This window comes from Acinetobacter sp. S-1 (assembly GCF_059579785.1).
This window is the reverse complement of record NZ_CM184207.1, coordinates 1,685,170-1,699,372: the sequence shown is the minus strand read 5'-3', so window position 1 is coordinate 1,699,372 and position 14,203 is coordinate 1,685,170. Positions and strand designations below refer to the sequence as shown.

Genomic DNA, 14,203 nt, shown 5'->3' with positions numbered 1-14,203 from the left:
TCAATCTCACATGATTTTTTCATTCTCTTTTGCTGTTATAATGCCAGCTCCTCAATTAAATGTTGTTTAGGACAATGGCAAATAAAAAACTTTTAATCTGTGCTGCAATTGCTGCTGGACTATTGTTAACCGCATGTGTCAAAAAAGAAACACCTAAAGAAGAAGAGCAAGAAAAGGTTGAAACTGCTGTTTCAGAACCTACACCTGCTGAACCTGCAAAATTTGAGTCTTTAGAAAGTGTTCAAACTGAAGAAGCTCAAACTCAGGAACCAACGCAAGTTGAGGTGCATCACGAAGAAACAGCAAATACGACAACTGAAATTCGCCGTGAAACTCGCCCTGCACAAGCTGAGCAAAATTCACAAACAAATGTTTCTGAGCAACCTAAAGCAGAACCAAAGCCAAAGCCTGAACCAAAAGCAGAGCCAAAACCATCTAAACCAGCTGAACCAGCTCAAAGTGAAGATGATGCTGTTGCTGCTGCAATTGCGGCTGCTACTCCAGCGCTTAAGAACTAAGTTCGTATGCGAATATGCCCAAATTGAACCATCAGTTTGGGCTTTTTAAATATTATTTAAGTTATCAACACAATAATAAGTTTTACTTTTCTTTCTATTTATCTTTAAAGTTTGTCTAGTTATCAATTAGGGACAATCTACTTTTTTCACTTCAAAAAACATTGACGATAGATATATGGCGATGTAGTTTTTTAACAAGTTCCTTTTTGGAACTTTAATTAAAAGAAGATTGGAGCCTAGAATGAATACAGTATCAAATCGTTTCCCCGCCTCATTTCCAGTCCGTCGTATGGATTATAATTTTGAAAACGTACCTCGCTACTGGTGTAATAATGAACCCACTTTTACCCATTATTTTACGGGTTTATCTACATTATTCCCTGAAGGTGAATCATATTTCGTTCGCTCTGTTCGAGCTTTACGCGCCAAAGCAAAGTCGAATGAAATTTTAGATCGGGAAATCAGTGCTTTTATTGGCCAAGAAGCAATGCACTCTAAAGAACATCATGCTTTTCATGTAAGTGCACAGCAATATGGTTTAGATCCTCAATCTTTAGAAAAAGTAACTGGCATCGTTTTAAAAACTATTGAAAAAGTTTTTAGTAAAAAATGGAATTTGCTTGTAACAGTAGGTCTAGAACATTACACAGCAGTACTTGTGGTTAGTATGATGCAATCCGTTAATGAATTGATGACGGACTCAACTATTCGCAATTTATGGCTATGGCATAGTATTGAAGAAACTGAACATAAAGCTGTGGCCTTTGATCTCTATCAACATTTATATGGAAGCGGCTTAAGTGCATACCTTCCTCGCATTACAGTCTTTACTTTAAGTCTATTTTTGATTACCGGTTTTTCAACAATTTATCAATTTGTTCTTATGAAACGGGATCATCAACTTTTAAATTTCAAATCTTGGCGTAAGTTCTTTAGTTTTGCGAATAAACAATATAGAACATTGATCCCCCAATTTTTTGATTATTATCGCTTTGATTTTCATCCCAACCAAACAGATGAAAAAGACCTCGTGGCTAGCACAAAAATCAAAATTGGACTAAAAGATCCCAAATTGCTTTTATTTTGATCTAATAAAATTATAAAGCCCATCTATTGAATGGGCTTTATTTAACTTATTGCAAAGTTACCGTTATTGCTTATGTTCGACCAAAAAATAATTTGATATTAATTTGGCAGCCCATGAGGTACTTTTCCAGCCTTCGTAAAAGCCACAATGACTTCCTTTTTTTGTGGTGATTACCGCAATATTACTCATTTGCTGAATCGTTTCTTTGTATGGTTCCAAATTTTTAATAGAACAGACTGGATCATCCTCAGCATTAAGAATCATTAATGGTGTTTTTACATTCTCAAATACATAAATTGGATTAATGGCTTGGCAATAACTTTGATAGTCCTCAAAGCCAGCCATTTCAAAATATTCTTTTTCAAATTCTTCCAGACTTGACGTCGCTAGAACTTTTTCAATAGAAGAAAGTTGGTTCCATGTATTTTGATAAGGATGAATAAAATACTTGAATAACTTTTTGGTCATCATTTTGCTATAAAACGGATGAACATTTTTAAAGCCAATCTCTGTGTTGTAGCCTGGACACATTGCAAAAGCAGCTTTAAATGGCGTGTCAGTACCTTGCTCTCCTAAGTAGCGAACCAGTAGTCCTGTTCCAGCAGAGGAACCTACGGCGTATAAATCCGATTTAGGGAATAATTTTTGAATATGCTCAAGTTGCTCTTTAAGATCGCTTGTTGACCCAAAAAGAGAAATCTGTGGTACAGGCATAGGTAAGCCAGCATGCCCACGGCGTAAGCATAGAGCTATTCTCCATCCTGTATAGTGATGTATATCTTTTACAAGTTCACGCATACTTTCAGGTGTCCCTGTAATGGTATGCATAATGACAACTGTTGGAATGTCTGAAGGAAGATCATAGCCATACCACGCGATCGCAGTTACGCCACCATCTTTCATGGTGAGCTGATCAATACGATCGTATTCAAGCTTAATGGTTTTTTTTCTAATAATATCAAAATATAAAAGATGCACGTGATTGTTGCTTAACCACGGTGTGGGCCGATATTTTTGCTTGAGCTGGGGCAATTTCTCCAGAATATCTTTTATTTTCCCATTTGGGTCATAATAGATTTTTGGCTGTTCGGCACCTAATACCGAATCGAACAATTCTGAACCGAAAGCTTTAATTTTATTTAAAGTAGATATGCCCATTTCCAATCACTACCTCTGATTATGAGTTAAATGATTGCCGCACTAATGCTGCAACCTGTTGTCCCCAAATTGCATAAATTTCCTTACTCGGATGAAAGCCATCACTTGCCATAGGCAGATTCATCGCTTGAAAATGCCCAATATCATATTGAACGAATCTAAATTGGTTTTGTGATTCTAACCATTTATCTAGTACCTGGTTCATTTGTTCCGCATATTTTCCAAACAACCAAGCCAATGGATTTGGTAACGCTGGGAAATGCTGCATTGGCGGAACACCAGAAACAATAATGAGCTTAGGCTGAAAACGTGCCTGTATATATTGAAATAATTGTTTTTGTTGTTTTATCCATGAACTTGCTGAGGTTAATTTTGTTACATCATTAACACCAATCGACGTAACCACCACATCGTACTTTTGTTGCTCTAAATGCTGTACTGCTTGAAAAACCTGCTTAGTTGTATCACCTGTTTTTGCATGCAGTTTCCAGCGTATCGAATATTGATCTTGCAACTCAGAAATAATTGCACCAGATAAAGCATCTTTTTGGTTTTCTACCCCAACACCTGCTGCGGCAGAGTCTCCTAAAATAAGCAATGATAGAGGTCTTCCCTTGCCAACGATGCCTTGTCTCTCACCACTGGCTTCTAGCAAGCGTGGTGTATTCTTACGAACCTTTGTTCCCTGTACAAACAGTACAGGAAGCAATGCTAGAGTTGAAAGCTTTAACCACATTTTATTGATCTCTATCTTACTTAGGCTATTTACTAAAATTATTGAGGTTGAAACTTAGCAATTCTTATACCCATTTGTTCAGCCAATGCAGCTAAGCCACTCATTGGACGAATCATTACTTCAAAATCAATAATTTTGCCTTGTTCATTAAAACGAATCATATCAATACCTTTTAATGATTTACCACTGACATTGGCACTGAACTCAAGCACTACATTTTCACCGTCTTCTGTGTAGAACTCACGATGATAAGTAAAGTCTTCGAACACCTGAATCACATTGGTAAGAATGAAGAAAACGACCTGCTTTCCTTCATAAGGTTTGTAAGCAACTGGTGAGCGAAAAACCACTTCATCTGCCAACAAATCATTTAGATCGGATAAGTTACCAGCCTGAACCATTTCATGCCATTTTTCTAAAGACTGTTTTGTTGTTTCGAGTGTCATTGTTTTTATATCCTATAATTTAACCAAAAAAAGTAACGGGCATTTCTTAAAAGAAATACCCATAAAAATTTATAGTGTCGCTGCTAATTCAGCACCCTGGCGTATTGCACGTTTTGCATCTAGTTCTCCCGCCTCTTTAGCACCACCAATTAAATGAACATTTTTTCCATCTGTTTTTAATTGATCATACATTGCAGTAAATGACTCTTGGCCTGCGCAAATCACCACATGGTCAACCTCAAGTACACTTGGTTTCCCATCCACAGTAATATGTAAACCTTGATCGTCTACCTTGTCGTATTGCACACCTGCAAACATTTTGACCTGACGATTTTTTAGTCCTGTACGATGAATCCAGCCTGTTGTTTTCCCTAAACCAGCGCCTACAGCAGCAGTTTTACGTTGCAGTAAATAAATTTCTCGTTCAGATGCCTCAACTTTTGGTTGTTTTAAACCACCAACATGCTCATATTGAGTATCGATTCCCCATTCTTCATAGAACTTTTCTGGATTTAAACTGCCACTTTCACCTTCATGAGTAAGATATTCAGCTGTATCGAAACCAATACCACCTGCTCCAATAATGGCAACACGTTGTCCTACTGGTACACGCTCTTTAAGTACTTGTAAGTAGCTCAGCACTTTAGGATGATCAATTCCCTCAAACTGTAATTGACGAGGTGTTACACCTGTTGCAACCACAATTTCATCAAAATTTGCTTGGCTTAATTCTTCGTAAGTTGCTTGATGGTTTAACACAAGTTCAATGTTTGGTCGCAATTCAATTTGACGACTAAAGTAGCGTAAAGTTTCGTAGAACTCTTCTTTTCCAGGAACTGTTTTTGCAATATTAAACTGACCACCAATTTGATGACTTGCTTCAAAAATTTTAACTTGATGTCCGCGATCAGCTGCATATACTGCAAAACTCAAACCTGCCGGACCTGCGCCAATAACAGCGATACTCTTTTTCACCTGAGCTTCTTTAAAGATCAGTTCAGTTTCATAACATGCACGCGGGTTTACTAAACAAGTTGCAATTTTCATTGAGAAAATATGATCTAAACAAGCTTGGTTGCACCCAATACATGTATTAATTTCATCACTGCGGCCTTCACTTGCTTTCAAGACAAATTCAGCATCCGCTAACATTGGTCGTGCCATAGACACCATATCAGCATGACCAGATGCCAATACATGTTCAGCCATTTCAGGCGTATTGATTCGGTTAGAAGTAATTAAAGGGATAGAGACTTCACCTTTAAGTTTTTCAGTTACCCAAGTAAATGCAGCACGAGGAACTTTGGTTGCAATTGTAGGAATACGTGCCTCATGCCAGCCAATACCTGTATTGATAATTGTTGCGCCTGCTTTTTCAATTTCTTTTGCAAGTTGAATCACTTCATCAAAACTTGAACCGCCTTCAACTAAATCAAGCATAGATAAACGATAAATAATGATAAAGTTTTCACCCACTAATTCACGTGTACGCTTTACAATTTCAATTGGAAAGCGGATACGGTTTTCGTAACTACCGCCCCATTCATCATCACGATGATTGGTTCGAGCTGCAATAAACTCATTAATTAAATAGCCTTCAGAGCCCATGATCTCTACGCCATCATAGCCCGCATACTGAGCAAGTTTGGCGCAGTTAGCAAAGTCATCAATGGTTTGTTGTACTTCGGCAGAGCTTAAAGCTTTTGGCTTAATTGGGTTAATTGGTGCTTGAATTGCTGAAGGCGCAACGTTATTTGCCTGATAAGAATAACGACCCGTATGTAAAATCTGCATAGCAATTTTACCCCCGGCTTCATGGACAGCTTGGGTAATCACTTTATGTTTTTCAGCTTCTTCAACTGTATCTAGTTTGGTCCCGTGGCTAAATACAACACCATCATCATTTGGAGAAACACCGCCAGTTACAATTAAACCCACATCACCTTTCGCACGCTCAGCATAAAACGCAGCCATGCGCTCATATCCTTGCGGTGCTTCTTCTAATCCAATGTGCATCGACCCCATAAGCACACGATTTTTTAAAGTAGTAAAGCCTAAATCAAGTGGCTTTAATAAATGTGGATAAGCTGACATATTTTCTCCTATGGCTAGCAATAAGCTTGCTAATGCAACTTGTTGCATAAATTTATAATCAAATTTTGACTTTTATGCAACATGTTGCATAATCTCATGAGTCACACTTTACTTTTGCTTACAAACTGGATTGCCATGTCACTTCCTCATGTTTTATTGACCAGCTTGCTTGAACGTCCAAGTACGGGGTTTGAACTTGCCCGTCGCTTTGACCGCTCAATGGGCTTTTTCTGGAATGCCACTCACCAGCAAATTTATCGTGAACTCAATAACATGCTTAAAAAAGGCTGGGTTTCCACTTTAGAAAATGAAATGGATAATGGCCGTAAAAAAACCTATCAGGTCGAACAACTGGGTCGTATAGAACTAGCCTCATGGATGACTCAACAAAGTGAACCTGCGCAGCTTCGTGATGATTTAATGGTTAGATTGCGTGCAGAAGCACAATTGAGCAATAATCAGATATTACCTGAACTGTTAAGGCATCTTGGTTTACATCAAGAGAAGCTCAAACTTTATCAAAGTATTTATGATAAAGATTTTAAAGACAGTGATGATCTAAATGACCGTGTGTTATACATCCACAAAATGATCTTAGAACTTGGAATTACGATGGAAAGTGAATGGATCAAATGGTTGGAACAAGTCATCCCTCAATTAAAACGCTTTGCCCAAGATAACCCATCTGGAGAATAGCCATGCCGTATTACACCATGCCCGATCAGGAAAATTTATTTGTACGCCGTGTTGGTCGTGGTGAGCCTGTTTTGGTTTTATCTGGCCTTGGCATGCAAAGTTGGCAGTGGCTACCGTTTATTTATGCAAACCGTAAAGAATATGAGTTTATTATTCCAGACTGGCGTGGTTTCGGTGGGTCAAAAAATTGTGCAATTCCCGAGCAAGATGCCATTTCTAGCCATTGGCAAGATGTTGCTCATTTAATAGATCAATTAAAACTCGATAACTTTATCTTGATGGGTTATTCAATGGGCGCGACAACTGCCATGCATGGCATGAAACACGCTCAACTGGCACAGCAGTTAAAAGCCTATTTACATATTGATCAGACACCCAAAATATCAGTAGATTCAACTTGGGAATATGGTTTATTCGGCCCTCTTCACACTCAGTTCAAACAATTATTAAATGATATTTATCAATTATTGCTAAAGCATAAAAATGCCAAATACCTTTATGAGCTATCACTTCCAGATCGACAAGAACTAGTCCGTCTATGGGTAGATTTTATTGAGTTACAAAGTAGCAATCCATTTAGTCCACTAGTTTTTAAAACAGCTTTAAAACAGCCTTTTCTACAAAAATATTTATTACCTATTCAACGTTTAGATTACTTGTTTTGGTATGTTGAAAACTATCTTTATCATAATGAAGATTATCGAGAAGCAATTCAGCAGTTAGCATGTCCTACCACTTTCTTTATTGGTCGTAATTCGACACTTTATCCAGAAACTGGGCAAACGCTCATTGCACATAGTGTTGAGCATGCAAAAGCTATATATTTTGAACGTTCAGGCCATACACCTTTATTAACCGAGCCTAAAAAGTTTGGACATGAAATCAATACATTTCTATCCGAACTCAAACATGCTTCTTAAAAAACAAAGGGATCTATTTACAGATCCCTTTTTAAAGCCCATAAATAATTAAGCGGAATAAGCTAATTCTTTTGTCTTTAATTGCTTCGAGACATTTAATAAAAGCTGCTCTGTTTTTTCCCACCCTAAACAACCATCAGTTACTGACTGGCCATAAGTCATATCACAAGAAATCTTTTGGTTACCATCAACCAAATGACTTTCAATCATGACACCTCGAACTTGTGTTTTTAAACGTTCAGCAACGATTTGCTGTAAAACTTCTGGCTGACGCAACGGATCTTTCCCACTGTTACCATGACTACAATCAATCACCAGTGCAGGTAGATTTTGTTTGTACTTTTCACGTATAGCCTGAATTGAAGCCAAATCGTAATTTGGCCCATGATTCGCACCACGCAAGATCAAATGCGGTAACGGATTTCCAGCACTCTGAATCACTGAAGGCAAGCCTTGTTGATTCATACCTAAAAATTGATGTTCATTTTGCGCGGACTGAATCGCATCTAATGCAATCTGAATAGAACCATCAGTACCATTCTTGAAACCAATACTGTATGGCATATGACTTGAGATTTCACGGTGAATCTGAGATTCGCTTGTGCGAGCTCCAATTGCACCCCAAGCCAATAAATCATCAAAATAGCCAGTTGCCATTGGACTTAAAATTTCACTCGCAATTGGCAAACCCTTTTCAATAATCTGTAGGTAGAGTTCACGAGACTTTTCTAAACCAAGTTGTAAATTTGATGAACCATCTAAATTTGGATCATACATGAACCCCTTCCAACCAACTGTGGTACGTGGTTTTTCAATGTATGTACGCATCACGATAAAAATTTGATCTTTTACTTTTTCTTGTAATTTTTGCAGTTTTTCAGCGTATTCAAGTACTGCAACTGGATCATGAATTGAACAAGGCCCTGTAATTACCATTAGACGATGATCGTTGCCGTTAAGAATATTTTGAATAATTTGGCGGTGTTCGGCAATTTGACGTGCGAAAGAGTGTGCAAGCGGGTATTTCGCTTTTAACTGGATAGGTAAACTAACTGGTGTTTCTTTTGTATTGGTTTGAGTCAGTAAAGTATTTAGGGCATTCATTGGTTTTTTCCTTGGGACTGCAATCTACTCAGTCCGATCATTTATTTGAGCGTTTTGGATCTATTCGTTGGTAAAGGTAAGCAAAAGTAAAACCAATAAAAGTTGCTAAAGTACGAATAAGTCATGTTGTTCATTTTAAGTTCCTCGATTCTAAAAAGATAAAGCATAAAAAAACCTGATCGGGGTTGCCGATCAGGTATTAACTGTGATGGGCAACTTTCTCATGCCCGAATACGCTCAGGCAACTATCTAAATTGCCAAAAGTAATAATAAGCGTTAGTGTTCACAGATTGATTTAACATCTTTATCTCAAATATTAAAAAATGTTCCTTAAATCTAAAATACGCATTGTTGATGAGTTTGACAAGTCTTTTTTTTGAAAAAAACTTCTTATTTTCTCGCTTAAGATTTGATTCAATGATGTATTAACGAATCAAGCCTTGAGGTTGCAAAATAATTAAACCAGCTCCACAAAGCACAATTAGACCACCTAACATATCCCATCTTGTTAATCCCACCTGATCAACAAAGCGTAGCCACATAAGCGCAGTAAAAATATAGATACCGCCATAGGCCGCATAAATGCGCCCAGAAGCTGCCGGATGTAAAGTCAACAACCATACAAAGATAGCCAGACTTAAGACCGTAGGTAGCCACAGCCAAGCCGACTTACCCTCTTTTAAAATCAGATAAGGAAAATAACAACCAAGAATTTCAGCAATTGCTGTGATAATAAATAACCCGAATACACTGAGTATTCGGGTTATAGCAAGACTATCAATTAACATAAGTTATGCTGGTTCTGCCGTATGATGATCTTCAAACACTTCAAGTTTCAAGCCGACAGCTTTGCCATCTTCTTTTTTCACAGATACAGCCACGTTACCACCATGATCTGCAAGTTCACCAAACAGAATCATTTCAGCGAGTGGTTTCTTCAAGTGTTCTTGAATGAGACGTTGCATTGGACGAGCACCCATCAAACGATCATAACCATTTGTAGCTAACCAATCTCGTGCACTTTGATCAACATCAAGCACAACTTGTTTTTCATCCAATTGCGCTTGTAATTCTGTCAAGAATTTGTCGACTACAGACTCAATCACAGTTGTTGGCAATGCTTTGAATTGAATAACACCATCTAGACGGTTACGGAACTCTGGAGAGAAAGCACGTTTCATCGCTTCTTGGTTATCAGAACTATGATCTTGTTCCGTGAAACCAATGCTCGCGCGAGAAATACTTTCCGCTCCAATATTAGTAGTCAGAACAATAATCACATTTCTAAAGTCTGACTTACGTCCATTGTTATCCGTTAAAGCGCCATGATCCATGATTTGTAGCAATAGATTAAACACATCTGGATGTGCTTTCTCAATTTCATCAAGCAACAAGACACAATGCGGATTTTTATGAATCGCATCAGTAAGCAAACCACCTTGGTCATAACCCACATACCCTGGAGGTGCACCAATTAAGCGTGAAACTGCATGACGTTCCATATATTCAGACATATCGAAACGTACAAGCTCTACACCCAATAATTTAGCGAGTTGCTTAGTAACCTCAGTTTTACCTACACCAGTTGGGCCAGCAAAAACAAAACTACCCACTGGTTTATCTGGTGATTTTAATCCAGCACGAGATAACTTGATCGCTGAGCCTAATGCAGTAATTGCTTCGTCTTGACCAAACACCACACGTTTCAAATCACGCTCAAGATTTTCAAGCACTGACTTATCATCTTTAGACACAGTTTTTGGTGGAATACGAGCAATCTTAGAAACGATATCTTCGATATTCTCTACAGTAATCAAACTATCATCACTTTCAGCTTTCAAACGGCGTTGAGCACCTGCTTCATCGATGACATCAATTGCCTTATCTGGCAAGAAACGATCATTAATGAACTTAGCAGAAAGCTCTACAGCTGATACCAAAGCCTTATCGTCATATTGTACATGGTGAAAATCTTCAAACTTAGTTTTCAATCCACGTAAAATATCAATCGTTTCCGAAATACTTGGCTCATTAACATCAATTTTTTGGAAACGACGTGATAACGCATGGTCTTTTTCAAAAACCTGACGATATTCTTGGAAAGTCGTTGAACCAATACAACGTAAAGTACCATTAGCTAAAGCTGGCTTAATAAGATTTGAAGCATCCATTGTGCTGCCCATACTTGAGCCTGCACCAATGATCATATGAATCTCATCAATGAATAAAATCGCATTTGGATTTTTCTTCAATGCATTAAGCAACTGTTTTAAACGTTTTTCAAAGTCACCACGATATTTAGTTCCAGCAACTAATGCACCAATGTCCAGACTATAAATTTCAGCCTGACTTAAAGGTTTAGGTGCTTTACCATTCACAATTAACCATGCCAAACCCTCGGCAATCGAGGTTTTACCTACACCTGGATCACCTACAAGCAATGGATTGTTTTTGCGACGGCGGCACAGAATTTGTGCTGTACGCTCAATTTCTTTTTCACGACCAATCAGTGGGTCCGTTTTGCCTTTTTGCGCTTCAACATTTAGATTCAGCGTATAAAGCTCAAGTGGCCCTGCATTGCTTGCGCTAGTTTCACCTTCAATATCTTCAACTTCTTCTTCAACTTGTACTTCGTCTTTACGTGTCCCATGAGACAAGTATTGAGTCAATGTCAAACGATTGATTTGATGACGTTTAAGTAAATACACAGCAAAAGAATCACGCTCTGAATACATTGCGACCAAAACATCTGCACCTTCAACAGTACGATCGCCGCCACTTGATTGCACGTGAAAAATAGCACGTTGCAAAATGCGGTCGAAACTTTCTGTTGGATGAGGCGCTTGCTCGCTATTTTCGCCAAGCTTAGGAGTATGTTGTTCTACATATTCTTCTAATTCTTTACGCAAAGAAACTATATCAGCCCCGCATGCTTTTAATGCATTCACGGCTGAATCGTTGTCGAGTAGTGCTAATAATAAATGTTCAACTGTAAGAAACTCATGTCTCTTTTGACGAGCCATGCTAACAGCCAAACGTAATGATACTTCTAATTGACGACTGAGCATGTAACCCCCTTATGCTTTAGGCTCAATCTGGCAAAGTAATGGATGACCTTGCGATCGAGCGTAATTATTAACAAGGTTTGCCTTAGTTTCCGCGATGTCTCTTGGATAGACTCCGGCAATACCTTTACCTTCATAGTGTACTGTTAGCATTACTTGAGTTGCTTGGTCAAGATTCATTGCAAAGTATTGTTGTAAAATTTCAATTACAAAGTCCATTGGAGTGTAATCGTCATTCATTAATACGACTGCATATAATGGGGGACGCTTGAGTTCAGGAGGAGCTGTTTGTACAACAACCTCTCCATCATGATCTTCGTTTTGCGAATCACTTAAGCGTGGGTGGAAGTGCCAATCGACATAGCCAGACTGCTGAAAAGAAGCCTTGATATCTTTTAAATTTGTTTGACGCTTATTTGTTCGCATAGGATGTTACTATTGTGAATTTGCTTCAGCTTGAGGAATTTCTGCCACGAAAGCAGAAGATGTTTCGACAGGTTTACCACGCTGCCAACTAAAACGTTTAATAATCGGTGTATCAGAACCACCAGTTAAACGCACCTCAATAAATTGAGGCGTGAAACCTTTAGGCATTGTCCAACGACCGGTTAAGCGCTCAAAGTCAGTAAAGTTAAAGTTCTTCGCTTCAAGCGGTACGACTAAAACTTCAGTATCTTTAATCAATCTGATTTCAACCGAACCCAAAGCACGGCGCTTACTTGGACTTACTTGGACTAAATCTAGCTGATATTCATAAGCGTTTTCAGGTAAAGGTTTAATTGCCAGATTTTGGATTGTTAAGCTCAAACCACCGCGCTGTCTCAAAATCTCACGATAGATATTACTCATACCTTCTTGCTGCGTCTTATCGGCGTTCGCTTGATTAAGCGCTTCAAACAGATCATTTGCATTTGTTACAGCCACATCACGCTCTTGCACCGCTGCATTAAGGCTTTTGTTAACTGCATCTAAAGCTGTTTTTTGCTTTTGCACCACTTCAACCAATTGCTCCGCATCTGCATCGTAACCAACAACAGTTAAACCTTGACGGTGCCCAATTGTATAGCCGAGCGCAAAACAACCACTCATTAAAATAGCAGCACCAATAAACAAAGGCTTATTGGTGTTTAAAAATTTTTTCTTTTGCAACGAACTTTCTGCTGAAGTCGTCTGTCCAGAGTTTTGCATCGTCATCTCAGTGTTCAAGATCAGAGTCAAGACACACATTTAAATCGAAATTTAAATGTGTGTGAAGCAAAAAAGAGTTTTTTATGGTAATAAACCAATCCCTTGTAAGCCTTCATCTTCATTAAAGCCAAACATAAGGTTCATATTTTGTACAGCCTGACCAGATGCACCTTTTACAAGGTTATCTTGAGCCGCCAAAATAATCAGTTTATTTGGTTGTGGTTTATATAATGCAATACGAAGTTCATTTGCACCGCGTACACTACGTGTTTCAGGTGAACTATTTGCAGGCATAACATCTACGAATTTTTCATTAGCATAGAAGTTTTCATACAAAGCTTGTAAGTCTGTCTGCTTACCAGCTTCTGTCAAATCTACATAAATTGTACTCAGCATACCGCGAATCATAGGTACTAGATGAGGAATAAATAAGAGTCCATCAAACCCGCCCTTTTGTCCTGCAATATTCTCTAAGGCTTCTACAATTTCTGGATGGTGACGATGACCTGCAACACCATATGCTTTAAAGTTATCAGCGTTTTCACTATAAATCATGCCCAAACTTGCTTTACGACCAGCACCAGAAACACCGGATTTGGCATCAATAATAATATTTTTTGTTTCAATCAGGGCTTGTGCTGATTTTAATAGTGGCGCTAAACCTAATTGAACAGTCGTCGGATAGCAACCAGGGTTACCGATAACTTGAGCTTGTTTAATTTTTTCGCGGTTTAACTCAGTTAGACCATATACAGAATCTTTTAGTACATCTGGACAAGCATGTTCCATGCCATACCATTTTTCAAATTGTTCAAGATCTTGTAAGCGAAAGTCTGCTGCTAAATCAATAACTTTAGTTCCAGCTGCAATTAAATCTTTGGCATGTTGCATGGCAACACCATGTGGCGTTGCAAAAAATACAACATCACACTCTTTTAATGCATCAATGTTTAAATCTGAAAATTGAAGATCGGTATGTCCACGTAAATTAGGGAACATATCTGCAACTGGTTTGCCCGCTTCTGTACGTGAAGTAAGAACTCGAACCTGCGCTTTAGGATGTCGTAATAGAATACGTAAAAGTTCAACGCCTGTATAACCCGTTCCACCAACAATTCCGACAGAAATCACGTGCATTACCTCAATTTTTGAATCTATACTTGGGCAGTAGTATGACAGGATGTCCAAGCT

At 38.4% G+C, this 14,203-nt stretch carries 14 protein-coding genes; 4 read left to right on the top strand and 10 right to left on the bottom strand.

Translation table 11 applies throughout. From position 1 onward, the window contains the following. Positions 1-74 precede the first annotated feature (74 nt). Both AC52J8_RS08095 and AC52J8_RS08090 read left to right on the top strand, forming a co-directional pair. Positions 75-518: a hypothetical protein gene (locus tag AC52J8_RS08095; protein ID WP_057085293.1), complete on the top strand. Its 444-nt coding sequence runs from the start codon at positions 75-77 to the stop codon at positions 516-518. Positions 519-759: 241 nt separating this feature from the next. Beyond that, positions 760-1,605 (top strand): metal-dependent hydrolase, encoded by an 846-nt coding sequence (locus tag AC52J8_RS08090; RefSeq protein WP_057085295.1) that lies wholly within the window; start codon positions 760-762, stop codon positions 1,603-1,605. Positions 1,606-1,668: 63 nt separating this feature from the next. On the opposite strand, the gene AC52J8_RS08085 is transcribed toward AC52J8_RS08090, so the two are convergent. The 4 genes from AC52J8_RS08085 to AC52J8_RS08070 all read right to left on the bottom strand — a co-directional run bounded on the left by AC52J8_RS08085 (position 1,669) and on the right by AC52J8_RS08070 (position 6,039). Beyond that, a complete protein-coding gene (locus tag AC52J8_RS08085; protein ID WP_086611537.1) occupies positions 1,669-2,763 on the bottom strand; it encodes a YheT family hydrolase in 1,095 nt (364 codons plus the stop codon). Positions 2,764-2,782: 19 nt separating this feature from the next. Beyond that, positions 2,783-3,499 (bottom strand): SGNH/GDSL hydrolase family protein, encoded by a 717-nt coding sequence (locus AC52J8_RS08080; RefSeq protein ID WP_086355298.1) that lies wholly within the window; start codon positions 3,497-3,499, stop codon positions 2,783-2,785. A 38-nt stretch (positions 3,500-3,537) separates the two neighbouring features. Continuing rightward, positions 3,538-3,945, bottom strand: a complete 408-nt coding sequence (locus AC52J8_RS08075) for a nuclear transport factor 2 family protein (RefSeq protein WP_005069036.1) — start codon at positions 3,943-3,945, stop codon at positions 3,538-3,540. 69 nt (positions 3,946-4,014) lie between these two features. Beyond that, a complete protein-coding gene (locus tag AC52J8_RS08070; protein WP_197738993.1) occupies positions 4,015-6,039 on the bottom strand; it encodes an NADPH-dependent 2,4-dienoyl-CoA reductase in 2,025 nt (674 codons plus the stop codon). Positions 6,040-6,174: 135 nt separating this feature from the next. On the opposite strand from AC52J8_RS08070, the gene AC52J8_RS08065 reads away from it, so the two are divergent. Together AC52J8_RS08065 and AC52J8_RS08060 are read left to right on the top strand one after the other, a co-directional pair. Beyond that, positions 6,175-6,735 (top strand): PadR family transcriptional regulator, encoded by a 561-nt coding sequence (locus AC52J8_RS08065; protein ID WP_005069032.1) that lies wholly within the window; start codon positions 6,175-6,177, stop codon positions 6,733-6,735. A gap of 2 nt (positions 6,736-6,737) precedes the next feature. Beyond that, entirely contained in the window at positions 6,738-7,655 is a 918-nt protein-coding gene (locus AC52J8_RS08060; protein WP_086399459.1) for an alpha/beta fold hydrolase, read from the top strand. 48 nt (positions 7,656-7,703) lie between these two features. Here the strand turns inward: AC52J8_RS08060 and AC52J8_RS08055 are convergent, their stop codons facing one another. From AC52J8_RS08055 to argC, 6 genes are all read right to left on the bottom strand, one after another. Continuing rightward, entirely contained in the window at positions 7,704-8,759 is a 1,056-nt protein-coding gene (locus AC52J8_RS08055; RefSeq protein WP_086355301.1) for a 3-deoxy-7-phosphoheptulonate synthase, read from the bottom strand. 425 nt (positions 8,760-9,184) lie between these two features. Continuing rightward, positions 9,185-9,547 carry a YnfA family protein gene (locus tag AC52J8_RS08050; RefSeq protein WP_086355302.1) on the bottom strand — a complete coding sequence of 121 codons (363 nt, stop codon included), beginning with the start codon at positions 9,545-9,547 and terminating at the stop codon, positions 9,185-9,187. Positions 9,548-9,550: 3 nt separating this feature from the next. Then, a complete protein-coding gene (clpA, locus tag AC52J8_RS08045; RefSeq protein WP_005073979.1) occupies positions 9,551-11,827 on the bottom strand; it encodes an ATP-dependent Clp protease ATP-binding subunit ClpA in 2,277 nt (758 codons plus the stop codon). A gap of 9 nt (positions 11,828-11,836) precedes the next feature. Further along, positions 11,837-12,250, bottom strand: a complete 414-nt coding sequence (gene clpS / locus AC52J8_RS08040) for an ATP-dependent Clp protease adapter ClpS (RefSeq protein WP_002121129.1) — start codon at positions 12,248-12,250, stop codon at positions 11,837-11,839. Positions 12,251-12,259: 9 nt separating this feature from the next. Beyond that, positions 12,260-13,018, bottom strand: coding sequence for a DUF6776 family protein (locus tag AC52J8_RS08035; RefSeq protein ID WP_014206946.1), 759 nt, complete (start codon positions 13,016-13,018; stop codon positions 12,260-12,262). A 75-nt stretch (positions 13,019-13,093) separates the two neighbouring features. Then, positions 13,094-14,149, bottom strand: coding sequence for an N-acetyl-gamma-glutamyl-phosphate reductase (gene argC / locus AC52J8_RS08030; RefSeq protein WP_086399460.1), 1,056 nt, complete (start codon positions 14,147-14,149; stop codon positions 13,094-13,096). Positions 14,150-14,203 lie beyond the last annotated feature (54 nt).